Source organism: Sorangiineae bacterium MSr11954, from assembly GCA_037157815.1.
GTDB classification, from domain to species: domain Bacteria; phylum Myxococcota_A; class Polyangia; order Polyangiales; family Polyangiaceae; genus Pendulispora; species Pendulispora albinea.
The window spans coordinates 11,979,247-12,003,061 of record CP089984.1 but is presented as its reverse complement, the minus strand read 5'-3'; the positions used below and the strand labels follow the sequence as shown (position 1 = coordinate 12,003,061).

Below are 23,815 nucleotides of genomic sequence, written 5' to 3'. Positions count from 1 at the left end.
GCCTCGTCTTCCTCCGCCTAGGCGCTCTTCTTTTCGGGGTTGTGGAAGTAGCACTCGATGCGCACCTCGGGGAGGGCCCAGCGGGTTCGCAGCGGGTGAATGATCGCGCCATCGCCCGAGGCGATCACGAGCTCCGCGCCCAGCTCCGCGACCCGTGCGTCCACGTGGGACCACGCCGTGTGGACGCGATTCGGATCGCTCGCCGGTAGAACGGCGGCGTGCACGAAACGGACACCGGCTTGCTCGATGCGCGCCTCGACGGAGTCGACATCGAGAAATGTCTCGTCCTCGCTGCGCAGCCAGAGCACTTCGAGCACGCGGCAGGTGGACAACGTGCTCGCGTGCAGCGCGATACCGAGCGCCGTGGTGATGCCGGTGTCGGTGGCCACGACCAAGGTGCGCGGCGCATCCGCGCCATCGGACACCGGCGCGTCATGGCCCGGCGCGATCAACTTCCCCCACGGACCGCTGAACGACAGCTCCGTGCCGACCGGCGCGGCATGCATCACCTCGGAGCCGGGGCCGCCCAGGCGCTTGACCAAGAGCCGCGCGCGGTGCGGCACGCCGGGCACGGGCAGGAGCGAATAAGCGCGCTTGATCGCCTTTTCGCCGACGACCACGCCCGTGTTGACGATGATGTATTTGCCGGCGGTGGGGGCCAGCGGAGAGCCGTCGATGGTCTCGATTTCGAGCGCCCGCGCGCTGCTCCCTTCCGGGTGCGAGGCGAGGATTCGGAGCGTCTTGGGGTTCGCGGCCATGGGTCACTCCGCCGGGAAGAGCTCGTGCACGAGATCGTGCATCTCTTCCAGCTCGCGGTTCATGCGCGAAAGGCCCTCCACTTGCGCGCGCAGCTCGAGCTCGACCTTTTTCGTCAGCACCACCAAGCTTCGAAGGTAGGGGAGCTTGGGATCGCCGGCCCCGGTGCGCGCCACCTTCTCGTTCAAGTCGATGAGCGAGGTGGTGAACAGCTTGACGAGCGAATCGAGATCGGCGGCCTTGGTGAGCGATGCGAGCGGTCCCGGTTCGTGCGCCGCGGGGCCGAGCTCCGCGAGCTCGTGCGCCTTCTCGGCTTCGTCGTCGACCCCGAGAATCTTCATCAACCCCAGGCGAAGTGCGGCAATTTCGTGGCAAGCCATCGTCTTTTCCTTTGTTCCTTCCGAAGTTTGGTCAGTGGGCTTTGGGCAGCGCGGCCGCGGCACGAGGGGCCGCGCGCCGGCGAAGGCGGAGTGCGAGCCGCGCGAGGAGCAACCCCGCGCCGCTGAGGGCGGCCACGCTGGCCAAAAGGCCCACCACGCGGAGCGGCCAATGCGCCGGGCTGCGCCGGTCGACATAGCCGAGCACGTGAATCGACCAGAGCGTGTCGAACGCCCGCCACACATCGTTGCGCCACCAGGCGATCTCGCCGGTCGCCGCATCGACGGCGACCTCGGTGGCGCGCCGATCATCGAGGCGAACGATCCAGACGTCGCGCCCCTCGTCGTCTCTGCGGGTCGCGCCGAGCGCACGCGCCGTACCCCGAAAGGCCCCCGTCGCGATGCGCGCGGCCAGCGGCTCGTCGATCGTGAGCCGCTGGCCATCGACGGCGTCCACGAGGCGCTCGCCGCGCTCGCCCGCGAACGCGACGGCGTAGACGGGGCGGCCGGCGAGCATCGTCAGGTGCACGGATTGGATCGACGCGCGCTCCTCGGCCGTCCATCCACGACCGCGATCCTCCCCCAGCAGCGGAGGGAGCACCTCGCGCGGCAAGACCGCGGCCGGCGCGCGGTCGTCGGTGCCTCGCACCGCACGGAAGTCGAACAGCGTGAAGGCAAAGCCGGTGACCGCCCAAGCCACGAGCTGCACGCCGAGGATGGCCGTCGCGGTGAGGTGGATCTTTCGTACGAGGCGCTGCATCCCGCTCACCGTCAGTGGCAGTAGTTCTGGCCCTGCGGGATCGTCACCGTCCACGGGTACTTGCCGACGTCGTCGAACGTCTTCACGATGGCGTTCGTCTGCGCGTCGATGACCACGACCCGGTTGGCGTCGCTCACGGCGGCGACGATCCATTTCCCGTCGGGGGTGGTGGACGCCGTCTCCGTGTTGCCGCCCACGCCAATGCGCGCGGTCAGCTCCTTGGTGCGCGTATTGATCACGGCAATTTCCTTGCGCATGCGGTTCATCACGAACGCCTTGTCGGGGACGAGCGAGGAGTAGTTCACCCCGTAAGACTCGGGCTCTTCGGTGCGGATGGTGGGCGCGTCCTCCGGCGGCGCGGAGCCCACCGACGAGCGCTGAAGCAGCGACACGCCGAGCTTGCGGTGGTCCGGCACCACCCGAGCCTCGATGCCCGCGAACGGATGCTCGGCGTAGACGACCCAAGGACGCTGGCCGGCGCGGAACTCGGGGAGCTTCTTGTGCGCCTTGGTGTCGTAGAGGAGCACCTTGCCGCTCTCGGCGTGGGCGCCCCAGAGCACACCGTCTTGATCGATTTGCACATCGGCGAAGCCGCCTTCTTCACCCTCGGGCATCACGTCCGAGTCCTTGTGGCCGTCGAGCGGGATGGTGGCGTCGATGGCCAAGGTGGAGAGATCCACGCGGGTGACGTGGTAGGCGCCCATGTTGGCGACATAGGCGTAGCGGTTGTCGTGGTCGAAGCGGACGAAGTGCGGGGTGTGAAAGCCGGGCACGCGTTTGACCTCCACGTCGCGCGCGGGGTCTACGAAGGAGACCGCGTTGTCCTTCTCGTCGACGATGGCCAAGAGCTTTCCATCGCGGCTCAAGTTCAAGTGCGAGGGCTCGGCGCCCACGGAGATTTGCGTGTTGAGGCCCAGGGTGCGCGCGTCGAGCACGTCGATCTTCGCTTCTTCGGTGCCGCTCGCGTACACCTTGGTGAAGTCCGCGTTGAGCTCCACCATGTGGTAGCCCTTGCTGCACGTATTGACCGAGCCGACGATCTCCAGGGTGTCGAGGTCGATGACCGTGACATTGCCCGAGTCGCGGCTCGCCACGTACGCGCGGCGCAAGAGGTTACCGGAGCGGGCCGCCGGCGTGAGCTCGGAGGTCATCACGCAGCTGGGTCCAGGATCGGGTGACGAGCTGCTGCAGCCGGCGGCCATGGTCGCTCCCGCGGCCAACGTGGCGGCCATCGCGGTCCATTGAATGTATTTCATGTCGTAGCTCCCGTTCGATTTGCTGCCTGGCGTCGAGGTTCGAGGTGTCGGTTCACTGCAAGATGTCGTCGACGAGTCGGGCGACGAGACGATCTTCGAGGAGGTGTTCGTGTACGATCTCCGCGGCATCCGCCTCGCGAACGCCGCGGTACCACACGCCGTCGGGGTAAACGGCCACGGTGGGTCCCTCACCGCAGCGGCCCATGCACGCGGTGCGGGTGACCTTGATGGTGCGCGCGTGGCCGGCGTCTTTGACCTCGCGCCGCAAGGCCGCGAGGAGCGCCGTGCTCCCGCGGTCCACGCAGTCGGTGTTGCAGCACACGAGCACGTGCTTCTTCAGCGGCTTGTGCATGTGCACGGGCATCGACGCTTGCGCGTGCGTCAACGTGTGGCGCACGCTGTAGAGGAGCGCGCGCAGCCCGCCGACTTGGTGCGCGAGCCCCGGAAGGGCGGTGCGGTACTGGCACGTATCGCACGGAAGGAGGTCTTCACCCGCGAGCGCCTTCGCTGCGCGCTCGTCGATGAGCTCGAAGAGGCGCGGATCGTGGCCGAGGTGCGGCGCGAGCGAGGCGCGGATCCAGGGATGACGCTCGGCGAACGCGGCGACTTGCGCCGTGAGGCGCGTGGCGAGGCGGCCGGCAAAGAGCAGATACGGCAAGACCACCAGACGCTCGGGGCGCATGCGTGCGATCCGATCGAGCGAGGTCTCCACCTTGGGTCCGGTGATGCCCATGAACGAGGGCTGCACATCGAAGAGATCGCGCCCATCGCCAATGAGGCGCACCAGCTTGCAAAAGTCGGCGTTGGCGTCGGGATCGCTGGAGCCGCGGCCGGCCACGAGGAGCATGGTCCGCGCGCGCTGGGCGGCGTCGTCCGACAGGAGCGGCGCCACCCGATCGTGCGCCATGGCCACCAGCGAAGGGTGCACCCCGAGAGCGGGCGCGACCGCGAAGGTCCGGGATGGAAAACGGCGGCGCGCTTCGTCGATGGCGAGCGGCAGGTCGTTCTTGACGTGGCCGGCGGAGAAGAGGAACAGCGGCACCACGGCAACGCGGCGCGCCATGCGTGCTGCCATCGCGAGCGCTTCGGGGACGAGCGGTCGCGCGAGCTCGATGTAGCCAATCTGGACCGCCAGATCGGTTCGGGCCTGCCGGTACACGTCGGCCAGCGATTCGAATTCGGCGTTGGCCTCGGGGTTTCGGCTGCCGTGACCGACGAGGAGAACGCACGTATCAGCCGGGCGTTCGGTGGCCAGGGTGTAGTCCGCACCCGGAAGCCACGGAGCAGAGTGCATGGCGCACCTCTCGCGTGAAGCCTCGGGCAGGTATCCTGGCTCGCAGGTTCAGCAGCTTGGCAGCTGCAACGTTACGCTCCCCTTCCCCGCGCTCCACATGGAGCGTGAGTGGCGATGGACCGTAACTCCCCACATACAGTGGCGGTACCGCGCCGGCATGTCACCGGCTTCCCTCTTGTACCCTTGCGGGCACCCGAAGCGAATTAGCTTGTCAACAACGGCGCGCATGCTGACCCACACACGCTCCCGCTGTCAAGCGCAGCCGGCCAATGCATCCGACTCCACACAAGGTGTTCCACTCGAATTTCCATGGCTTCGGGCCACGTTCGATCCGCCAGCACCACGTGCAGCGCCCGAACGAAGCCCGCGTGCGCCACCAACGCATGCCGGCGCTCGGGGTCGAGCGCCGCCAACCAGGCGACCGCACGCCGCTCCAAATCGCGCGGCCCCTCGCCCCCCGGCGGCGCCACGTTCTCCCACTCCGCGAGCCAGCGCGCATACGCTTCGCCGTCCCGACCTTCGATTTCGGCCCACGTGAGCCCATCCCACGCGCCCATGCTCATCTCATGGAGCGCACCGTCGACCCGAAGCTCGGCCCCGATGCGCGCGGAAAAATGCTCCGCCACGCAGCGGCAACGCGACACCGGCGACGTCCAAACGATTTCCGGCCACCCCGATGCGTCGTTGGCCGCCGCAGCGTCGTTGGTCGCGGCCGCAGATGGAAACGCGTCGGCGAGGAGCGCAGCGGCTTCGTCGTGGGCGACGCGCGTGGCCACATCGGTGCGGCCATAGCAAAGGTTGGGCGCGTGCACCGGGGGATGCCGTGCCACCCAGAGCGAGCCGCGGCTCACGATGCACCTCCACGAGCCACGGCCACCGCCAGCAGCAGCACGCACTCGCTCACTTGCTCCGCCGCGCCGAGGAAGTCACCGGTGATCCCTCCGGCCCGCGCGCGAAACCGCGCCGCGCAGAGCCACCCCGCGAGCACCACGCTGACCAGGGCCGCGCCCAGCTCCACGGCGCTCAATGCATGCATCATACACACACCACACGCGAGCGCCCCGAAGATCACCGTGGCCACGGCGACCTGCACGCGGCCCGCCGCAGCGATCGCCGAGCTCTTGGCGACCGCCGCATCGGTCACATAAGGCAACGCCGCCATCAGCCACACCGGAACGAGGCGCGCGCCCGCGTTGGCGAAGACCAACACGATGGGCGCGATCTCCGCGAGGCGCGCCAGCAAGGCCGCGCGCAAGAGCAGCGACACCGCGAGCGCCGCGCTCCCGAAGGTGCCGATGCGGCTATCCTTCAAAATGGCGAACATGCGCTCGCGCGTCGTGGCGCCGCCGAGGGCATCGGCGGTGTCGGCCAAGCCATCTTCGTGCATGGCCCCCGTGAGCAAGAGCGACATGGCGAGCACCACCACCGCGGCGACCGCGGGCCCCGCGCGCACCGTAAGGAGCCACACCCCCCCGAGCACCGCGCCCAAAAAGGCGCCCACCAGGGGAAGGTACGCGGCCGACCAGCGCCAATCGGCCTCCGAATAGGGGAAGCCCCCGACGGGAAGACGGGTCAGCAAGGTGACCGCCGCCCGCACCCCGCGCAGATACGGAGGCCAACCTGCAGCCATGGTCGCGGGCGGGCTATTTTCCAAAGAGGTCGAAGTGGGCACCACACCCGATGCTGACGACCACGTACGCTTTTCCGTCTTGGATGCCGCGACCGTGGATGGACGTGGGGTGCGTAAGGCCATCGCGGGACCCCTCGGCGCTAAAGGTGATGTCGCCATCGGTGTCGTTCAGAACACCGCTCGAGATGTGCCCCATCGGGGAAATGGTGAACAGCTTGGACAGCCGGATCTCAGCGCCCAAACCGAGGCGGAAGATCTCCCATCCGGACATCTTGTAGGTCTCGCCGCCCTTCTTCACGGTGATGGTGCGGATGCCAATCGACAGCTCCGAGAGAAACCCCGCCCGATCGACGTCGCCCGCGATGTAGCGGAAGCCGAGCCCCACCAAGTCGCTGGACGACGTGGCGTCGCTCCCCTCGAAGCGGTGCCCCTGCCGCATGAAGCCGTGCTCCCAAAAGAGAAACGGGATGTACTTCCTCCCCAGGCGCGCGCCCACGTTGAGCTCGAGCCCTGGTCCGCTTCGAACGAAGTTCCCCGAGGTTTCCAGCTCGCGGTTCTGATTGCGGTAGAAATTGCCACCGAAGCCGAGATAACGGAGCGAGGCCCCCACGTAGAGCGCGTAGCGCGGTGCATGAACCGGCTCGGGTGCTTCCGCGTACTCGAACGGGGGCGGGGGCGGCGGCACCGACGAAGGCTGCGTGTAATAGACGGGCGGCGCTGGGGCCGGTGCGGGCGCCGGGGCCGGCGCGGTCTGCTGGCCGGGGCCCGGATAAGGCGGAGGAGGCGGCGACGGCGCAGTGGAAGGCCCGGCGGGAGGAAGAGGCGGAAGGGTTCCTTGCTGGGCCCGCGCGACGCTCGAGGTCGCGCAGAGGGAAAACGCGGCCGCCAGAGCGCACGAGAGCGTTGTGGCACGAGCGTACGGACGTGCGGAAGCTGGGAAAACGCAGGGCTTCGCACCAATTTCAAGCTTGTGCATAATGCGCATGATAGAGCCCGGCGTCCCGCGCCGCCCGAGAAAAGTCGGGCACCCGGGGCCGGTTGGGCATGAACGGAAAACGGGAGGAGAACAGCTCACACGTGAAGCAGCTCGGACGATTTGCGGTGGTCGGCTTCGAATTCGCTGCGCTGATCGTGGCGGGTTTCTTCGTCGGTCGCTTTCTCGATCACCGTTTCGGCACGGGGTACCTCACGTGGGTGGGCCTCGCGCTCGGCACGTTTGCAGGCTTTCGCTCGCTGTTCGTGATGGCCCGGCTCGAGCAGCGCGCGCTCGAGAAAGAAGACCGTGAGAACGGCCCGCCCCCGGGCATCGACGAAGACGTCTCCAAGGACGACGCCAAGGAAAACTCGGATGATCGCCCCTAACGACGACGATCCCGGCAAGGACCACCAAAGCCAAGGCACCGGCACCAGGCCGCGCATCCCCTCCTTGATCCCGGTGCTGGCCACCGGCGCGCTGATGACCGCCGGAGCCGGGCTTTTTCTCGGTGCGCATGCTGCGCTGTCCACCGCGGCAGGCGTGGCCCTCGCGGTGCTCGACCTCTATGTGCTGACGCGAATGGTGTCGGCGATGGTCGGCATCGACCCCGCCCGTCAAGGGGCCCGGTGGGCGCCCGTGGTGCTCCTCAAGTTTCTCCTCCTGTTCACCGGGGTCATCCTTCTTCTCTCGCGAAAGATCTTTCTCCCATTGCCTTTTTTGACGGGAATTGGGGCCCTCCCATTGGGCATCGTGCTCGGTACGCTCTTTCGCGAGTGAAATTGTCCTCTCCTTAGTGTAGAGCGGAGGCCGACATGCCGGAGCACACGTCGTTTTTCACGTACCTGATCGCGAAATTTCCGATCCTGGGAGAGCTGGCCCATAGCCTCGGCCCCACGCTTTTCGGCCACAAGCCGGTCACCGCCCATACGATCGAACCGTTCGTGGTCAGCATTTTCATCGTGCTGATCCTCGTGGTCGCGGCGTTCCTCACGCGCGCCAAGATCGCTCAAGGTCCCTCGGGCGTCGCAGATTCGGCCATTCTTCCCGAGGACAAGCTCACCACCCGCACCTTCCTCGAGCTGTTCGTCAGCACCGTCTACGACACGATGAAGGACGCGATGGGAGCCAAGCGCGCCAAGCGCTACTTCCCGGTGGTCGGGACAGCGGCTGCATTCGTCTTCTTCGGCAATCTGCTGGGTCTCATCCCCGGTTTTGCCCCGCCCACGTCCTCGTGGAACATCACGCTCGGATCGGCCCTCGTCGTGTTTTTTGCCTTCAACTACTACGGGTTGAAGGAAAACGGCTTTGGGTACATCAAGCACTTGGCCGGCCCGGTTTGGTGGCTTGCCTTCCTGATCTTCCCGCTGGAATTGATGAGCCTTCTCATTCGGCCGATCACCCTGTCGGTTCGTTTGATGCTCAATATGTCGGTCGACCACTTGCTGGTCTCGATCTTCCACTCCCTGGTGGTGCTGGTGATCCCCGTGGTCATCATGCTCCTCGGCACCCTCGTCATCGCCGTCCAGGCGTACGTTTTCACCCTGCTGTCCACCGTTTACATCGCGCTCGCGACCGAGCACGAAGAGCACGTGGAGGATCACCAGCCGGGAAAAAAACATGACATCACGCAGATTCCCCTGCAGCCCCCTGCGTGATTCCCGGCATTTTTTGCCATTCGCTGCATAACTGCGGCTTAACCGCTGCTCAAACGATGCTCTTGCGCGGACTGTACAAAACCGACTAAACGGCTCGCTCGCAGACGCTCTCCCTAGAAGCTCTCCCTAGAACGTTCCTCTCTCGAACGTCTCCTCTCTCGCTGACCCTCTGTATTGCCCCCGCCAAAGGCGGGTCCTCCTAAAGGAGCCCCTGAAGATGTCGACCACGAAGAAGCTCGCTCCCGTACTCGCCTCGCTCGCGACGCTACTCATCTCCACCGCCGCGTTCGCACAGGAAACGGCTGCCAAAGCCGGCTCGAACGCGAATGATGTCAAGATGTGGGCCGGGATCGGCGCCGGGATCGCGATCGGCCTCGCGGTGCTCGGTGGCGGTCTGGGACAGGGTCGCGCGGCCAGTGCAGCCCTCGAAGGCATCGCCCGCAACCCGGGAGCCGCCGCCCGTATTCAGACGCCGATGATTCTCGGCCTGGCGCTCATCGAGTCGCTCGTTCTGTTCGCGCTCGTCGTTTCGCTGTTCATCCTCGGCAAGATCGGCTGACGAGCGGCATCGCTTTCGCGATGCAGGGCTCTATCCGAACGAACCGTCCCGCGGTGCGCAGATTTCACAGAAGCGTGCCGCGGGTTTTCATTTAATCGTACTGGCTACGGCGGTCGTGTGCTGACGGGCTTCGGTTCTGGCTCGTGACCGAGCAGACCGTCTGTGCGAGCCGTGGGATGCGCGCGAAGTCTTCGTCGAAGGTGACGAGATGCGCTCCGGCGTCGATGCAGGTAGCGGCGATCCAGACGTCGTTGATGGGGATGGGCGTGCCCGCACGGCGAAGGGTGGCGAAGAGGTCACCGTAGACGCGAGCGACATCCAAGGTGATGGGGAGCACCGCGACGAAGGGCTCGTCGAGAAAGTCGCGCAGGGCGACTTGGTTCTCTTTGGTGCGCGTTCCGCATAGAAATGCCGCCTCGAGCTCACCGAGCACGGTGACCGGCAGGTAGACGACTTCCGCACGGGCAATCCAGTCGACGACCTCGGCGTGGTTCGCACGAAAATGCGAGTAGGCCGACGTGTCGAGGACGATGCGGCTCGATGCGCTAGCGCCAAGCTTTGTCATCGATGGTTCGTTGCGCGTCGAGGGAGCCTTCGAACTCGTGCAGCTCGGACTCGGTCCATGTGGTGTAGCGACGGAGCCTCTCGCGCCGATCGTTGAGGCCCACAGCCTGCTCGAGAAGATCGAGCACGATGGTGTTGATGCTTTGATCGCGTGCTTCGGACATTTCGCGAAGCCTCCTTGTGAGCTCGGCGGAAACGCCGCGCACGGTGATTTGGGTTAGTTGGTTGGCCGCTTGACCTGCTTGACCTACTTGGCCTGCTTGTATGGCTGCCTGGGTCGCCGGAGACACGTCCGAGATCGGAAGCTTCCGCGGCGGCGCCCGTTTTCTGTACGTCACCATGCCCCTCACGCTAACCCGCGCATGCACAAAGTCAAATTGTGCCTGCATGATGTCACTTCGCAAAATAGCTGAGGATTATTGCTTCTTTGGACCACGCCAGAGGTCGAGAACCGTGTGGCCGAGCCAAATTAAGGCGGCGATGGCCAGCATCGCTTGGCCGTAGCCCTCGTGCGTCCCGCGTGAAAGAAGGAGGGTGCCGCTGCCCACGAGGGACGCGAGCAGGGCGCCCGTGAGGATGCGGCGGCCGAGGCGGTCGGTGGCGCGCGGAAGCTCGGGGTCGACGGTGCGAAGCGCCAGGCGGCCAAGGCGGAGGTCTTCCAGCACCTCGCCCACTTGCATCGGCATGTCGTAACCAGCGCGTGAGAGCTGCCCTACCCCGCGAAGCAGCTCGCTGCCGAGCTTTTGCGGCGAGTACCTGAGCCGCAGTATCTCGATGAAGTGCGGGCCGGCGATGCCGAAGACGTCGAGATCGGGGTCGAGCTGCTTGCCGATGCCCTCGATGGTCATCAGCGCCTTGCCGACCAGCATGAAGTCCGTCGGGATCTCGATGCCGTACTTCATGGCGCCTTGAACGAGATCGCGGATCATCGCGGACATCTCGATCTCCTTCAGCGGCCGGCCCAAGTACTTCTCCGCGAGCATCGCCGCCTCGGCGCGGTATTCGCGCATGTCGACCTTCTTGGTCGGCCGGCCGATCTTGTAGAGCGCATCGGCGACGCCGTACGAGTCTTTGCGGTAGGCCGCCACCATGAGATCGACCGTGTAGTCGCGGAGCTCGGGGGAGAGGCGGCCCACCATGCCCACGTCGATGAGGCCAATCTTGGGGGCCTCGGGCGTGCCCATGACGATGACATTGCCCGGGTGCGGATCGGCATGAAAGAAGCCGTCCTCGAAGGCCATCTTGATGACGATGGCGAGCGCCTCTTTCGCGATGCGCTTGCCGTCGAAGCCATCGGCCACCGCGCGGTCGACCTTGCGCCCCTCGAAGTACTCGAGCACGAGCACGTGCTTGGAGCTCACCTGCTTGTAGACGCGTGGAAAGCGCGCGATGGGCTTGGAGGCGAAGTTCTGCGCGAACCGCTCGGCGTTGTCGGCCTCCACCGTGTAATTGAGCTCGTTGGTGATGGAGCGATCGAACTGCTGCACCAGACCGATGGGCGAGTAGATCCGCGTCTCGGGGATGGCGCGCTCGACGGCCGCCGCCATGATGTGCAGGAGCTCCAAGTCGCGCGTGACCGTGGCCCCCACGCCGGGACGCTGCACCTTGACCACGACATCGACATTGCGGGTTTCGCCATCGGGCTCGGTGGTGGCCAGAACGGCGCGGTGCACTTGCCCGATGGATGCGGTGGCCAGCGGCTTTTCATCGAAGCTGACGAAGAGCTGATCGAGCGGGGCCGAGAGGCTCTCCTCGATGGCGGCCTTGATGTCCGCGAAGGGAACGGCCGGGACATCGTCCTGCAGCTTTTTCAGCTCGGTGATGAGCTCCGCGGGCAGAATGTCGCCGCGGGTGGAGATGATTTGCCCGAGCTTGATGAACGAGGGGCCGAGATCCTGCAGCACCAGGCGCAGGCGCTCCGAGGTGGAGATGCGCTTCTTCTCCTCCTCACCGCGCTGTCGCTCGCTGTCGGAGAATTCGTCACCCCCGGCCTCCAGCGCGAGCTCGGCCGAGCCATCGCCCACCGTGGCCAGCGCCGTGTCCGTGCGCGGGGCCCGATGGCGCCCGCCGAAGCCGGCTCGTGTGACGATTTCGCCGAAGCCGTGGCGCACGAGCACCGTCGAGATTTCGCGCAGACGCCCCAGATCGCGGAAAGCGGAAACGACGCCGATCACCCCCGTACGGTATACTCAGTCAAGGGGCCGTTCCACTGGCACGTAGCACGTGGGGCGCGAGCAAGTAGCCGAAGCCGGCATTGTCGAGCCGCTTGACCAGCTCGTCGCGCGTACACCGGAGTCGTGCTGCCGCGTCGCCGAGGTTCCAACCGGCGCGCGCGAGCTGCTCGAGCAAATGCGCACGGCGCACCTGCGCGGCCGAGAGGCGAAAGGTCTTCATGTACTCGACCGTCCCGTCATCGCGTACGATGCGCTCGCCGAGGTGGCACTCCTCGTCGGGATCGAAGTCGGGCATGAAGCGCTCGAGGCGAAACGGGGCCATGGAGCGAACCGTCTCGACCCGCACCTCCCGGCGAAACAAGCCGTCCGCCAGGAGGCGCGCATACTCCTCCCACTCGCCGCGCGCCCGCGCCACCTCGGCCCGAAGATCCGAGATGCTCGCGATGCGCTCTTCGTGGAGCGGCGTTTCGATGGGCGGCGTCTCCGGATAGAGGAGGCCGTACTCGTAGACGAGCTGGCCGAAGAAGTCCTCGAGCACGGAGCGGTGCAGGAGCCGGTAGTCGCTCGGGTGGGACACCACGAAGACGGAGGCCAGCGCGTCGGCCACGAAGATCATCACGCCCACCTGCGTGGGGTGCATCTCGAAGACGCGGAGCGCGGCCTCGAAGCCGGGGAGCGACCGTCCGCGCACGCTCGATTCGGCGCGCGGGTCCAGCCCGCGGCGGATGGCGTGCTGCGAATATTCGCTCCAGGCGATGTCCGGTCCGCCGAAGTGGTGCGCGAGGAAGCCTTCCATCGCGAGATGAAGCGGCAAGAGGCGGAATCGGGCGGTGCTCGTCGCGCCTTCCCGAACGTCGTCCTCCCGCTTGACCATGCGGTGCAAGAGGTTCACGCAGCGCCCGCGCGCCCCGCGCTCCTCGCCCAGGGTGGTCCCGAAGCTCGCCTGCGCGCCGTCCTTGGTATGCGCCACGACCAGGCCGTGCGGCACGTACGAGACGTACTTCAACCCCGGCTCGCCGGGGGCACCGTCGAGCGACACGATGGCGGGCGCGGGGACGAGGTCGCGCAGGCGAATGCGCAGATCGCCGGGCGCTCGGTCGCGGCAAATGGGGACGAGCCGGATGGCGCCGAGGGTCTGCGGCGATCCGGTGCGGAGGTTGGTGAGGGCAAGCTTTGCCGTCTTCATCATGCAGCTCGCTTCGTGGGGGGTCGCAAGAAATGCCGAACGCGCGCGTCCAGGGAGGCGAGCACCTCGTCGAGGTGAACGTCGGCGCGCGCGAACCGCGCGAACAAAATGGCGGTGGGGAGCTCCTCCGCGTCGCGGATGCCCATGGTGGGAACCGCGCGGCAGAGGGACTTGGGCGCGTAGCTCTCCGCGTCGAACACCGCGTTGATGTGAACGATGGGCGGCACGCGCAGCCGGGCGCACGCGGCTTGGAGGACCTGGCCCGCGATCCCGGGCGGATCGTTGTCGAAGCCATCGGAGACGATGACCAAGAGATCCGGCTCGGTCTCCAGCGCGTCCAAGATGGGCGTGGCGAGATCGGTCGCGCCGCGCGCGTCGACGAGGAGCTCGTCGCCCGTGGGGTGGGTCCAGAACGGGATGTATTCGGCCGAGGCCGCGCGGAGGAAGTACGAGGCGGCGAGGGCCACGGCGAGCGGACGGCGGCGCTTCTCGGTCGAGCCGGACGACGAGTAGCTCCGGTCGAGCACGCACGCCACCTTGCCGAAGCGCGCGTTCGAACGACGAACGGCGCGGCGGGCGGAGGCCCAGAGCGCGTCGTGCAGCTCGGCGCGGCGCGCGGCCCGATCCGGGCGCGACACGATGTAGCTCGCGAGCTTGGTGAGCGGCAGCTTGTTCGGCTCGAGGGCGTACGCGGCGCCGAGGGAGTCGTGGCTCGCGCTCTGGAGGCGGAGGCGCTCGGTGTGCGTGAGGTTCGGCTCGATGCGCTTCAGGAACGTATCGCGCGGTACGCCGTGCTTTTGCGCGAGGCCTTCCGCGATGGAGAAGGGCAGCTCGTAGATGGCGCTCGCGCTGTAGTGCGCCTTTCGGAAGGCCTCGAAGAGCGGCGTTGCGTACGCGCGCATGTTCGCCCCACGCAGAAAGAAGGTCGCATACTCGCCCTCCAGCCGAAGGTGCGCGTGCAGCGCGGCGCGGCGGAACGAGCGCCGGTACTTGACGGCGTGGTGCTCCGGGTTGGGCCGCGACCCGAGGAATTGCCGGATGATGGCGCGCGTTCGGCGGTTGTTCACGCGCCGCTTGGCGAGCCGCTCCAGGAGGTGCATGGCGCGGTGGGCCGGCAAGGTCTCCAGGGCGCGCGCGATCAAGGCGCCCTCCTCGGCCTTGTGATCGGCGGGCGTGGCCTTCCCCGTCTCGAGCAGGTTCGCGAGGATCAACGACGCGTTGAAGTCGTTGACACCGCACGCCAGGGCGCGCGCATAGAGGCGGCGGTAGTTTCCCAGGATGTACTGGTGGAGGAAATCGATCGACACGGACTGGCCGTGTCCATCCGAATAGAACTCACGCTGGCCCGTGCACGCAAAGCAGGCGTTCACGAACATGAGCCAATCTTCTCGGGTAACGCGATCGAGGGCAGCGGACATGGTGGAGCGCCGCCCGGGGAGAAAGAAGCGCGACGAGGCTAGGACAGCTGCAAAGGCTGGTAACGGAAGTCACGCCGAAGTCCCGCGGGCGGCTGCATCGGGTTCAGCAAGGAGCGGGCCATGTGCGGGCATCGAGGGATCTTTGCGCGAGGGGTGCATTGGGCGGCTCCCCCGCCCCGGCGGGGCGATACGAGGGGATAGGGGCTTATCTGTGTATATCGTCCTTCAAGGACGCAAAGTCGATTGCGAAGCGTGCCAGGTATTTTCGTAGGCGGTCGGAGTCGTTGACGCTGGTGCGTTCGGTGCGGGAGTTGGCGAAGAGCTCGCGGCCGGCGTCGGATAGGGAGCGGGCGCGCTCGCACACGGAGAGGACGTCTTCGAGCTGGACGCGGTCGAAGCGATCGAGGCGGGCGGCCCGTTCGGCGCCGAGGATGCGGGCCGTGAGCTCGCCCGCACGGGGGCCGGATGGGGGCGGAGGTTGGGCGCGAGCGCGGAGGTGTTCGATTTCGGCGGCGACGATGTCTTCGGTGATGCGGCCGCCGTCCGACAAGGTGGCCATGCGCGTCACGGATGCGTTGAAGTCGCGGAAGTTGCCGGGCCACGTCCATTTGCTGGCGAACCGGAGGAAGCGCTCGGTGGCCTCGCGGTTCATGGTGATGTTCACCCCGAGATCGCGCGAGGCCTTCTCCAGCTCGAAGTCCAGGTTGGGCGGTATGTCCTCGGAACGTTCGTGCAGCGCCGGCAGTCGAAAGGTCCAGAGGTTGATGCGCGCAAAGAGGTCGTCTCGGAATTCGTACCCGGTGGGGGCGCGCGCGGTGTCGCTGCGCGCGAGCAGGTTTCGATTGGTGCCGGCGATGAGCTGAAAGTCGCTGCTGGTCTCGCGGTCCGAGCCCAGGGGATAAAAGACCTTCTCCTCGATGGCGCGAAGGAGCATCGCCTGCTCGTCCGAGCCGAGCTCCCCGATTTCGTCCAAGAAGAGCACCCCTCGATGCGCCTTGCGGAGGAGGCCCGGACGATCGGCGACGGCACCCGTGAACGCGCCCTTGGTGTGCCCGAACAGGGTGCTCATGGCCGCATCGCCGCGGAGGGTGGCGCAGTTGACCTCGGCGAACTCGCCCGTGATCTGACGGCGCGCTTTCTTCAGCTCGAAGATGCGTCGGGCCAGCTTGCTCTTGCCCGCGCCGGTGGGCCCGGTGAGCAAGATGGGCGCGCGCGAGGCGACGGCCACCCGCTCGATGCGCTCGATCAGCTCGTTGAAGGCGGCGTTCTTGGTGTCGATGCCCGACTTCAAGAACGACTGACCGAGATCTTTCTCCTTCTGAAAGCGCGACGCCAATCGATCGTACTTCGATAAATCGAGATCGATGATCGCATACGTCCCGGGCCCCAGCCGCGCGGAGCTCTTGGCGTTCGTGTCGCGCGCGTCGCGGCCGTCCCGCGGATCGCGGCCATCACGTGCGCTGCGCGGCTCGTTCGGATCGCGCCGGTGCGCCGGCGATGTTTGGAGCAGCCGCGCCGGGAGGTAGCGCGATTCGGTCAGAAGAAAGAGGCAGATTTGGGCGACGTGCGTCCCGGTGGTGATGTGAACGAGGTAGTCCTCTTTGTCGGGATTGAAGGGGTACGCCCGCGCAAAATCATGGAGCCTCCCGTAGACGTGCTCGAAGTCCCAAGGATCCTTGAACTCCACGGCGTGCCGAACGACCGCCGTCTCCGGCGAGACGCGCCCGATATCGGCCACGACCGTGTCGGCCAGCGCGGCGCTGTCCTTCCCGTGAAGCAGCTCGAGCCGGTCGACCAGCAAGTCCTCGTGCTGCGTGAGCGCCACCGTCGGCCGCCAGCGCTCCCAGCGCTTATTTCCATGCCCCGCGTCGAGGGTGGTTCCCAAAAGACCGAGGACGACCAGCTTTCGTCGCGCCATATCGAGATGTATCGATCTTATACGATAGGATAAGGCCAAACGCAGCCTGGATGCATCGAGCCGCCGCAAATCCGGCAAAACCATCGAAGCGTGCCGTTGGCACCGGCCGTGCTTATAGGATGGTCATGAACGCGAACATCACCGAAGCGACCCACATCACCATGGAAACCGAGGGGGCTCCGATCAAGGCCTGGACGGTGGGAGTTCCGTTCGAGGCGGAGGCGCAGGCGCAGCTTCGCCGGGTGGCGGCGCTCCCGTTCATCCACAAGTGGGTGGCGGTGATGCCCGACGTGCACACCGGGATCGGCGCCACGGTGGGGAGCGTGATCGCGACCAAGGGCGCCATCATTCCGGCGGCGGTGGGGGTCGACATCGGGTGTGGAATGATGGCCGTGCAAACGACCCTCCGCGCGTCGGATCTGCCGGATGATTTGCGCGGCCTGCGCACGGCCATCGAGGCGGCCGTTCCCCACGGCCGAACGGACAACGGCGGCCGCAACGATCGCGGTGCGTGGGGCCAACTGCCGGCCGACGTCGTGGGCGCGTGGGGTGAGCTCGACGAGGGCTACAAGTTCTTGATCGACAAATTTCCCAAGCTGGACCGCGGTGCGTCCGCCAACCACCTGGGAACGTTGGGGACGGGAAATCACTTCATCGAAGTGTGCTTGGACGAAGGCGACCGCGTTTGGTTCATGCTGCACTCGGGCTCGCGCGGGGTGGGAAACCGCATCGGGAGCTTCTTCATCGAGCTGGCGAAGAAGGACATGAAGCGGTGGCTGGTGAACCTGCCGGATCAGGATCTCGCGTACCTCCCCGAGGGAACGGAGCACTTCGGCGATTACTGGAAGGCGGTGAGCTGGGCGCAAAAGTTCGCGGCCAAGAACCGCGAGCTGATGATGAAGGCCGTGGTGCGCACGGCCAAGGAGAGCGCGCTGCCGCCCTTCGAGCTGACCAACGTGGCCGTGAACTGCCACCACAACTACGTGGCGCGCGAGCGCCATTATGGTGCCGACGTGCTGGTCACGCGAAAGGGCGCGGTGCGCGCGGCCGAGGGTGAGCTCGGGATCATCCCCGGCAGCATGGGCGCGAAATCGTTCATCGTGCGCGGAAAGGGAAATCGCGAGAGCTTCTGTTCGTGCAGCCACGGCGCGGGGCGCAAGATGTCGCGCACCGCGGCGAAGAAGACCTTTACCGTGCAGGATCACCAAGAGGCGACCAAGGGGATCGAGTGCCGCAAGGACGCCGACGTCATCGACGAGACGCCCGCCGCGTACAAGTCGATCGACGATGTGATGAACGCCCAGCGCTCGCTGGTCGACATCGTGCACACTTTGCGTCAAGTGGTGTGCGTCAAGGGGTAGCGACGATGACCGAATGGCTGACGATCGAAGGCTCCATGGGCGAAGGGGGCGGGCAGATTCTGCGCTCGTCCCTCGCGCTCTCTCTTTTGACGGGGACCCCCATCCGCATCGCCAACATCCGGCGCGGCCGCGCGAAGCCGGGGTTGATGCGCCAGCACTTGGCGGCGGTGCAGGCGGCGGCCCAGATCGGCGAGGCCGAGGTTCGAGGCGCCGAAATCGGCGGGGTCGAGCTCGAATTTCATCCGAAGGCCCTCCGCGGCGGGGACTACACGTTTGCCATCGGCGGGGCCGGTAGCACCACGTTGGTGTTTCAAACCGTGTTTCTCCCGTTGCTCCTGGGCGCCGCGGGGCCCTCGCAGCTGACCTTCGAGGGCGGCACGCACAACCCCATGGCCCCGCCCTTCGACTTTCTCACGCAGACCTTCTTGCCGATCCTCGCGCGCATGGGGGCGCGGGTGTCGTGCGAGCTCACGCGCTACGGCTTTTACCCCGCGGGCGGCGGGCGATGGACCGCGACCATCGAGCCGGCCAAGAGCCTCGACCGACTCACCTTGCTGGAACGCGGGGACATCCGTGCGCGCCGCGCGACGGCGCTCATCGCGCAGGTGTCGCCGTCGGTGGCCTTGCGCGAGCTGGACACCTTGGCGCGCGCGCTCGGTTGGGAGCGCGCGTGGTGCAAGCCGCTCATGATCGAGCGCCCCGAGGGACCGGGCAATGCGCTCCTGGCCATCGTCGAGAGCGACGCGGTGACCGAAATCGTGGCGGGCTTCGGGGAGCGCGGGGTGCGCGCGGAGACGGTCGCGCACGCGGTCGCCGCCGAAACGGCGCGCTACATCGCGGCCAATGTGCCGGTGGGCGAGCACCTGGCCGACCAGCTGCTGCTCCCCATGGCGCTCGGCGCAGGCGGCGCGTTTCGGACCGTGCGACCGTCGACGCATTGCTTGACGCAAATCGAGCTTTTGCGTCTCTTTCTCGACGTGACCATCACCGCCGCCGAGGTGGCGCCCGACGTATGGCACATCGAGGTCCCTCCCGCGCGCACCACCGCGCACGTACGCTAGCGCACGCGCACGAGGGTCCCCGGCTCGAGCGCCGTAGGAAATACGGCGCTCCAGCCCGCGGGCAGGTGCGGCAAGGTCCAGTTGAAGAACCACTCGGCGTCGAGCGGCGCCAGGTTGACGCAGCCGTGGCTGTGCACCCGGCCGAAGTCTTTGTGCCAAAAGGCACCGTGAAGGGCCACCCCGCGATCGAAGAATTGAACGTACGGCACGTCCTCGATCGAGTACCGCCGATCGGCGTCCTCGCGCTCCAAGTTGTTCATGTTGGTCGTGGCCAGCTTGACCCAAACGCGGTGCGAGCCCTTGGGGGTCGCCGTATCGCTGCCCGGCGTGCCCCGACCCGTGGACACCAAGGTCGTGTACACGGGCCGGTTGCCCACGTACGCCGTCAACGTTTGCGACGCGAGATCCACGTCGATCCACCGCTCGTCGGCCGCGACCTCCTGCGGGCGCTCGGAGACGGTCGGGTGCGCGAGATCGCGCGCGAGCATCCACTCTTCGGGGGTCGCACCATCCTCGGAGATGCGCACCATGGCCCCACCGACCACCGCCCGCTCCTCCTTCCAAACCACGCGCGCCAGCCGCGGACGCGCGCCCACCGCCGCGTCGCTGGAGCGCGGCCCGCGGCGCACCTTGGCATTGTCGGAGACGACCCAAGCTACATCCATGGCGCGCGCTTCGCCTTCGATCTTCTCGCCATGGAACGAGGAGGGGCTCGTGGGCGCGAGCTCGCGCAGCGAGAGCCACCTTCGGCGCGGCGTGCGCAGCCAGCGCTCACCCCGCACATGACGCTCTTCGGCGCCGGCCACGATGAACCCCGACTCGTACTCTTGCGCGGGCGACGCCTCCTCGGACTGGCCCGGCTCCTCGTACCCGAACGCGCCGTTCTGGCCCACGAAGTAGTAGCGGAAGGGCAGCCCATCGCTGCCGGGGAGGCTCGCCCACTGCCCGCGCTCTTTGATCGACCACGCCGGCTCCGGCGAAGGGTCCACCACATCGGCACAAACCCAGGCCAAGGGCCCCACCAGCAGCCAGCGCGCGTTGCAGTTCGGCGCGCGCTTGGCGCCGTAAACGGGGAGCCTGGCGTTGGGCATCATGGTGCCGCGGCGCGTGTCGAGCTTGCCAGGAACGGAGAAGATCGGCACCTCGGCGCGCTGGGTGACGAGCGAGCGCATGGAGGGCGAGAGCGGAAGGTCGTTCGGATCCGTCCACGGAGGCAGCTCGTGCGACGCGCGATCGGCGTGCGCCACCCTCGAGACGAGCATCGGCGCTAGCGCAAGCGCGCCAAGCACCAATGTCGAGAGCCCGATCCGTGCAATGTGCATATGCCATCCCTCGGCGAAGGCCCGAGCCTGGAGGCTAGGACCGTCGAAGCGCCAACCATGCCATCACTTCTGCGGAAGTCGTAGCTTGAACGTCGCCCCGCGGTTCGTCGAGTGCACGGTGATCGTTCCCCCGTGCTCTTCGGTGATCTTTTTGACGATGGCGAGGCCGAGCCCCGTTCCGCCCTTCTTGCCGCTGGTCACGAACGACTCGAAGAGGCGATGCTCGATTTCCTTGGGGATCCCGGGCCCGGTATCGGAGAAGGTCATCACGATGGCGGCATCGGCGGATTTTTCGCGTGTGACCTTGATGAGGAAGCGCCCGCCTTTGTCCGTCATCGCCTCCTCGGCGTTGCGCGCCAGGTTGTGGATCACGCGCAGCAGCTTTCCCTCGTCGAAGCGCGCGGTTCCCTTGTCGTTCAGCTCGATCGCGAGCTCCAGCCCGCGCCGTTGGAACTCCGGCTCGAGCTCCGCCTTCACGGCGTCGAAGAACGGCTTCAAGTACACCTTGCGGATGAGCACCGTGCGCTCGCCGCGCGCGAACTCCAGCACGTCGCGGGTCATGCTGCTCAGGTGCTCGAACTGCTTGAGGGCCTGCTCGGCATAGCCATCGCGCAGCTCGGCGCGGTCTTCTTTCTGCATCATCTGCAAGTAGCCGCGGATGACGGTGAGCGGCGTCTTCACGTCGTGGATCATGCCGGACATCAAGCGCCCGATGGTCGTGAGCCGCTCCTCGCGCTCGCGCGCCTCCCGCGCCAGCTGCAGCTGAATCGCGGTCGATGCGTTGGCCGTGATGAGCGCCAGGAGCCCGCGATCCTCGTCGGTGAAGTGCTTCTCGTGGCGCTTGTTGTAGAGCACCACCGCCCCCATCGGCACGCCTTCTTCGCCCTCGAGCGGCACGCCCAGGGCCGAGTGACAGGCGAAGCCCAGCTTCTCGTCGACGGGCGGCGCCGTCTTGCCCGCCGCCGACTTCGCGCCGCGCTTCTCGGCCTTTTCGCCCTTCTCCGTCCTCTCGCCCTTTTCGCTCTTGCCGTTTTGATCCGCGCGGACGAGCACCACGTCGTTCTTGCGCATCACGGTTCCGACCAGGCCGTGTCCTTCGGCGAGCGAGACGCGGCGCAGGCGCGTGTGCTTGTCGTCGACCAAGTTGAACACGATTTCACCCGACACCGGATCGCGCAGGGCGACGCCGGCGGCGCGGGCCTCGCACGAGCGCATGGCCTCGCCCAAGACGGCGAAGAACAGCTCTTCGAGCGAGGCGGCGCGGGCCATCGCGCTCTCGAGGGAGAAGAGCAGCTTCAGGTCGCGCACGCGCCTTTCGAGCTGTTCTTTCGTCTCGATAAGCTGCATGTTCTTCTGGATGGTCGCCAGAAAGAGGCGCGAGTTGTCGATCGACACGGCCGCCTGCGTGGCCAGCGCCGCGAGCAGCGCAGCATCGTCGGTCGAGAAGTCGCCGCGCCGTTTGTTGAGCACCTGGATGACCCCGATGGTGCGCCCGAGATGATTCTTCATCGGGCCGGCCAGGATCGAACGCGTGCGGTAGCCCGAGAGCGTGTCCCACTCGGGGCTGAAGCGAGGATCCTTGTACGCGTCCCTCACGTGCAGCGGCTTGCCGGTGCGTGCCACGTGCCCGGCGATCCCCTGCCCCACCTTCAGCCGGATCGAGCGGACCTCGTCGCCGATGACGATGCGGGAGATGAGCTCGTCCTTGGCCTCGTCGAGCAGGTAGAGGGTGGCCCGGTCGGCGTCGAGGGCATCGGTGATCTTCTCGAGAATGAGCTCCAGGACCTGATCGAGGTCGTGCGTCGTCCCGAGCGCGAGCCCCACCTCACGCAGCGCGTTGGTGACCCGCACCTCCCGGGCCAGGGCTTCCTCGAGCTCCGCCACGCGCGCCTCGGCGGGACGGGGGCCTCGGGTGGCCGACACCAGACTCTTCACGCTCACCGCACCATTCTACTGGTTTGACCTCATGGCGAGGAGAGGCTACGAGCACGTAGCCACAAAGAGACGGAAAAGACCAAGCCCGAAGCCGTTCCCCTGGCGATTTCCACGATTTTCAGCCGATACCAGAAGCATCAGGACGAGACATGAAACGGACCTTGATCGTCACGCCGACCTACAACGAAAAAGACAACCTTCCTCGCTTCATCGAATCGGTTCGGGCCGCTGCCCCCGAGGCCGACATTCTCGTGGTCGACGACAACTCGCCCGACGGCACGGGCGACATCGCCGACGCCATCGCAGCCAAAGATTCGCACGTTCGGGTGCTGCACCGCGCGGGCAAGCTCGGTCTGGGCACCGCATACATCCAAGCCTTTTTGAAGGGCATGGCCGAGGGCTACGACCAGTTCTTCGAAATGGATGCCGATCTGTCCCACGACGTCAAGTACCTTCCGAGTTTCTTCCAGGCGCTCGACGAAGGGGCGGACATCGTCATCGGTTCGCGCAACATCCCGGGCGGCCAAGTGGAGGGCTGGGGAGTCGGCCGGCACGTCATCTCCAAGGGAGGCTCGTTGTACTCCCGCACCATCCTCGGCCTAGGCGTAAAAGACTTGACCAGCGGCTACAAAGCTTTCTCGCGCCGCGCGCTGGAGGCCATCCAACTGGGCTCCGTGCACTCCAACGGCTACTCGTTCCAAATCGAGATGACCTTCCGCGCCATCCGCCGCGGAATGAAGGTCACCGAGGTGCCGATCGTCTTCGTCGACCGCACCCTGGGCGCGTCCAAGATGAGCCGCAAGATCTTCCTCGAGGCAGTCGGCGTCGTCTGGCGCCTCCGCTACGAGGCGCTCACGGGCAAAATTTAGCGCCCTCGCGGCTCACAGCTTCGTCGCGGCGATGACGACGTGCGGATACGGAAGCACGTCGGGGACGCGAACGATGCGCACCTTGAAGCCAATCGACGTGAGGATGGCGCCCCAGTCTTGATGGTGCCGATAGGCCAGCGGTTCTTTCATACCGACCATCAGACGATCGAGCGCCTCGGTGAAGAGGAGCCCGAAGCGCGGCTCGGTGGTGATGTCTTTGATGAGGAGCATCCCACCGGGCACCAGCAAATCACGAAGCCGCTCGAGCACCGACCGCTGATCCTCCGCGGGGATATGGTGCATGACATCGAGCACATACGCGGCGTCGAACTGCCCCTGCAGCGGCACAGTCCGCACGTCCCCCACATGGAACCGATGCGCGGTGCAGTCGAGCTTCTTCGCCACCGCCCGCGCCATCTCGATGCGCTTGGCGTTGGGGTCGATGCCCACGATGGACCGCCGGGGCTGCGTCTGCCCGAAGTAGCCCGCAAACAGCCCGAAGCCGCACCCCACATCGAGAATGCGCCCCTGATCGGTGAGCAGCAGATCCATGACGCTCAGCAGCTTGGGCCGCAGGATCGAGAAGCGGATGCTCGCATACGCCCGTTCGACGAAGGGCAGCGCACGCGCAATGTTCGCGATCGCCTCCAGCCCGTAGACCTCCGGCGCGGCAAACGTGGACTCGGTCGCGATGCTCAAGCGAGGCATTACGCGCCGCAGAACCGAGCTAGGCAGCGCATCGGC

Annotated in this window: 24 protein-coding genes and 1 riboswitch; of the genes, 7 read left to right on the top strand and 17 right to left on the bottom strand. The window is 66.6% G+C overall.

The annotated features are described in order from the left end of the window. Positions 1-17 precede the first annotated feature (17 nt). The 8 genes from LZC94_47475 to LZC94_47440 form a co-directional block, all read right to left on the bottom strand. Positions 18-758: an FAD-binding oxidoreductase gene (locus LZC94_47475; GenBank protein WXB15451.1), complete on the bottom strand. Its 741-nt coding sequence runs from the start codon at positions 756-758 to the stop codon at positions 18-20. Between the two features lie 3 nt (positions 759-761). Beyond that, complete coding sequence (locus tag LZC94_47470) at positions 762-1,136, bottom strand: DUF3209 family protein (GenBank protein WXB15450.1); 375 nt, start codon at positions 1,134-1,136, stop codon at positions 762-764. A gap of 31 nt (positions 1,137-1,167) precedes the next feature. Further along, on the bottom strand, positions 1,168-1,893 hold the full coding sequence (locus LZC94_47465; protein WXB15449.1) for a PepSY domain-containing protein: 726 nt from the start codon (positions 1,891-1,893) through the stop codon (positions 1,168-1,170). Between the two features lie 11 nt (positions 1,894-1,904). Then, on the bottom strand, positions 1,905-3,149 hold the full coding sequence (locus LZC94_47460) for a hypothetical protein (protein ID WXB15448.1): 1,245 nt from the start codon (positions 3,147-3,149) through the stop codon (positions 1,905-1,907). 52 nt (positions 3,150-3,201) lie between these two features. After that, entirely contained in the window at positions 3,202-4,443 is a 1,242-nt protein-coding gene (locus tag LZC94_47455) for an NAD(P)H-dependent oxidoreductase subunit E (protein WXB15447.1), read from the bottom strand. A gap of 7 nt (positions 4,444-4,450) precedes the next feature. Then, positions 4,451-4,655, bottom strand: a riboswitch (cobalamin riboswitch). Beyond that, the gene (locus LZC94_47450) at positions 4,647-5,294 is read right to left on the bottom strand and encodes a histidine phosphatase family protein (GenBank protein WXB15446.1); all 648 of its coding nucleotides are present in this window, start codon (positions 5,292-5,294) and stop codon (positions 4,647-4,649) included. Its footprint overlaps the riboswitch before it by 9 nt. Beyond that, a complete protein-coding gene (locus LZC94_47445; protein WXB15445.1) occupies positions 5,291-6,073 on the bottom strand; it encodes an adenosylcobinamide-GDP ribazoletransferase in 783 nt (260 codons plus the stop codon). The genes LZC94_47450 and LZC94_47445 overlap by 4 nt, the downstream gene beginning before the upstream one ends. Positions 6,074-6,086: 13 nt before the next feature. After that, positions 6,087-6,758 (bottom strand): hypothetical protein, encoded by a 672-nt coding sequence (locus LZC94_47440; GenBank protein WXB15444.1) that lies wholly within the window; start codon positions 6,756-6,758, stop codon positions 6,087-6,089. A 359-nt stretch (positions 6,759-7,117) separates the two neighbouring features. Here LZC94_47440 and LZC94_47435 point away from each other — a divergent pair, with 359 nt between their 5' ends. From LZC94_47435 to atpE, 4 genes are all read left to right on the top strand, one after another. Continuing rightward, on the top strand, positions 7,118-7,435 hold the full coding sequence (locus LZC94_47435) for an AtpZ/AtpI family protein (GenBank protein WXB15443.1): 318 nt from the start codon (positions 7,118-7,120) through the stop codon (positions 7,433-7,435). Further along, on the top strand, positions 7,422-7,826 hold the full coding sequence (locus tag LZC94_47430) for a hypothetical protein (protein ID WXB15442.1): 405 nt from the start codon (positions 7,422-7,424) through the stop codon (positions 7,824-7,826). The genes LZC94_47435 and LZC94_47430 overlap by 14 nt, the downstream gene beginning before the upstream one ends. A 35-nt stretch (positions 7,827-7,861) precedes the next feature. Beyond that, entirely contained in the window at positions 7,862-8,704 is an 843-nt protein-coding gene (gene atpB, locus LZC94_47425; protein ID WXB15441.1) for a F0F1 ATP synthase subunit A, read from the top strand. Positions 8,705-8,921: 217 nt separating this feature from the next. Continuing rightward, positions 8,922-9,263, top strand: a complete 342-nt coding sequence (gene atpE, locus LZC94_47420; GenBank protein WXB15440.1) for an ATP synthase F0 subunit C — start codon at positions 8,922-8,924, stop codon at positions 9,261-9,263. Positions 9,264-9,354: 91 nt separating this feature from the next. On the opposite strand, the gene LZC94_47415 is transcribed toward atpE, so the two are convergent. The 6 genes from LZC94_47415 to rtcR form a co-directional block, all read right to left on the bottom strand. After that, positions 9,355-9,828, bottom strand: coding sequence for a type II toxin-antitoxin system VapC family toxin (locus tag LZC94_47415; GenBank protein WXB15439.1), 474 nt, complete (start codon positions 9,826-9,828; stop codon positions 9,355-9,357). Then, positions 9,809-9,991 carry a hypothetical protein gene (locus LZC94_47410; GenBank protein WXB15438.1) on the bottom strand — a complete coding sequence of 61 codons (183 nt, stop codon included), beginning with the start codon at positions 9,989-9,991 and terminating at the stop codon, positions 9,809-9,811. The genes LZC94_47415 and LZC94_47410 overlap by 20 nt, the downstream gene beginning before the upstream one ends. A gap of 252 nt (positions 9,992-10,243) precedes the next feature. After that, positions 10,244-12,001: an AarF/UbiB family protein gene (locus LZC94_47405; protein WXB15437.1), complete on the bottom strand. Its 1,758-nt coding sequence runs from the start codon at positions 11,999-12,001 to the stop codon at positions 10,244-10,246. Between the two features lie 19 nt (positions 12,002-12,020). After that, entirely contained in the window at positions 12,021-13,190 is a 1,170-nt protein-coding gene (locus LZC94_47400; protein WXB15436.1) for a hypothetical protein, read from the bottom strand. Continuing rightward, positions 13,187-14,605, bottom strand: a complete 1,419-nt coding sequence (locus LZC94_47395; protein WXB15435.1) for a hypothetical protein — start codon at positions 14,603-14,605, stop codon at positions 13,187-13,189. Before LZC94_47395 ends, LZC94_47400 begins: the two co-directional genes overlap by 4 nt. A 205-nt stretch (positions 14,606-14,810) precedes the next feature. Beyond that, positions 14,811-16,523: an RNA repair transcriptional activator RtcR gene (rtcR, locus tag LZC94_47390; GenBank protein WXB15434.1), complete on the bottom strand. Its 1,713-nt coding sequence runs from the start codon at positions 16,521-16,523 to the stop codon at positions 14,811-14,813. Positions 16,524-16,648: 125 nt separating this feature from the next. Here rtcR and LZC94_47385 point away from each other — a divergent pair, with 125 nt between their 5' ends. Both LZC94_47385 and rtcA read left to right on the top strand, forming a co-directional pair. Further along, entirely contained in the window at positions 16,649-17,884 is a 1,236-nt protein-coding gene (locus tag LZC94_47385) for an RtcB family protein (GenBank protein ID WXB15433.1), read from the top strand. Between the two features lie 5 nt (positions 17,885-17,889). Beyond that, entirely contained in the window at positions 17,890-18,945 is a 1,056-nt protein-coding gene (gene rtcA / locus LZC94_47380) for an RNA 3'-terminal phosphate cyclase (protein ID WXB15432.1), read from the top strand. Here the strand turns inward: rtcA and LZC94_47375 are convergent. Further along, complete coding sequence (locus tag LZC94_47375) at positions 18,942-20,267, bottom strand: L,D-transpeptidase (protein WXB15431.1); 1,326 nt, start codon at positions 20,265-20,267, stop codon at positions 18,942-18,944. The two genes, rtcA and LZC94_47375, sit on opposite strands and share 4 nt — an antisense overlap. A gap of 63 nt (positions 20,268-20,330) precedes the next feature. After that, positions 20,331-22,208, bottom strand: a complete 1,878-nt coding sequence (locus LZC94_47370) for a GAF domain-containing protein (GenBank protein WXB15430.1) — start codon at positions 22,206-22,208, stop codon at positions 20,331-20,333. A 143-nt stretch (positions 22,209-22,351) separates the two neighbouring features. On the opposite strand from LZC94_47370, the gene LZC94_47365 reads away from it, so the two are divergent. After that, positions 22,352-23,071: a polyprenol monophosphomannose synthase gene (locus LZC94_47365; protein ID WXB15429.1), complete on the top strand. Its 720-nt coding sequence runs from the start codon at positions 22,352-22,354 to the stop codon at positions 23,069-23,071. 12 nt (positions 23,072-23,083) lie between these two features. On the opposite strand, the gene LZC94_47360 is transcribed toward LZC94_47365, so the two are convergent. Next, the gene (locus LZC94_47360) at positions 23,084-23,770 is read right to left on the bottom strand and encodes a class I SAM-dependent methyltransferase (protein ID WXB15428.1); all 687 of its coding nucleotides are present in this window, start codon (positions 23,768-23,770) and stop codon (positions 23,084-23,086) included. Between the last annotated feature and the right edge of the window lie 45 nt (positions 23,771-23,815).

What these genes read in the sequence shown, in the direction of transcription:
- LZC94_47475 (WXB15451.1), bottom strand. Translation starts at nt 758, where the DNA reads ATGGCCGCGAACCCCAAGACGCTCCGAATCCTCGCCTCGCACCCGGAA.
- LZC94_47470 (WXB15450.1), bottom strand. Translation starts at nt 1,136, where the DNA reads ATGGCTTGCCACGAAATTGCCGCACTTCGCCTGGGGTTGATGAAGATT.
- LZC94_47465 (WXB15449.1), bottom strand. Translation starts at nt 1,893, where the DNA reads ATGCAGCGCCTCGTACGAAAGATCCACCTCACCGCGACGGCCATCCTC.
- LZC94_47460 (WXB15448.1), bottom strand. Translation starts at nt 3,149, where the DNA reads ATGAAATACATTCAATGGACCGCGATGGCCGCCACGTTGGCCGCGGGA.
- LZC94_47455 (WXB15447.1), bottom strand. Translation starts at nt 4,443, where the DNA reads ATGCACTCTGCTCCGTGGCTTCCGGGTGCGGACTACACCCTGGCCACC.
- LZC94_47445 (WXB15445.1), bottom strand. Translation starts at nt 6,073, where the DNA reads ATGGCTGCAGGTTGGCCTCCGTATCTGCGCGGGGTGCGGGCGGCGGTC.
- LZC94_47435 (WXB15443.1), top strand. Translation starts at nt 7,118, where the DNA reads ATGAACGGAAAACGGGAGGAGAACAGCTCACACGTGAAGCAGCTCGGA.
- LZC94_47430 (WXB15442.1), top strand. Translation starts at nt 7,422, where the DNA reads ATGATCGCCCCTAACGACGACGATCCCGGCAAGGACCACCAAAGCCAA.
- atpB (WXB15441.1), top strand. Translation starts at nt 7,862, where the DNA reads ATGCCGGAGCACACGTCGTTTTTCACGTACCTGATCGCGAAATTTCCG.
- atpE (WXB15440.1), top strand. Translation starts at nt 8,922, where the DNA reads ATGTCGACCACGAAGAAGCTCGCTCCCGTACTCGCCTCGCTCGCGACG.
- LZC94_47415 (WXB15439.1), bottom strand. Translation starts at nt 9,828, where the DNA reads ATGACAAAGCTTGGCGCTAGCGCATCGAGCCGCATCGTCCTCGACACG.
- LZC94_47410 (WXB15438.1), bottom strand. Translation starts at nt 9,991, where the DNA reads ATGTCCGAAGCACGCGATCAAAGCATCAACACCATCGTGCTCGATCTT.
- LZC94_47400 (WXB15436.1), bottom strand. Translation starts at nt 13,190, where the DNA reads ATGATGAAGACGGCAAAGCTTGCCCTCACCAACCTCCGCACCGGATCG.
- LZC94_47395 (WXB15435.1), bottom strand. Translation starts at nt 14,605, where the DNA reads ATGTCCGCTGCCCTCGATCGCGTTACCCGAGAAGATTGGCTCATGTTC.
- rtcR (WXB15434.1), bottom strand. Translation starts at nt 16,523, where the DNA reads ATGGCGCGACGAAAGCTGGTCGTCCTCGGTCTTTTGGGAACCACCCTC.
- LZC94_47385 (WXB15433.1), top strand. Translation starts at nt 16,649, where the DNA reads ATGAACGCGAACATCACCGAAGCGACCCACATCACCATGGAAACCGAG.
- rtcA (WXB15432.1), top strand. Translation starts at nt 17,890, where the DNA reads ATGACCGAATGGCTGACGATCGAAGGCTCCATGGGCGAAGGGGGCGGG.
- LZC94_47375 (WXB15431.1), bottom strand. Translation starts at nt 20,267, where the DNA reads ATGCACATTGCACGGATCGGGCTCTCGACATTGGTGCTTGGCGCGCTT.
- LZC94_47365 (WXB15429.1), top strand. Translation starts at nt 22,352, where the DNA reads ATGAAACGGACCTTGATCGTCACGCCGACCTACAACGAAAAAGACAAC.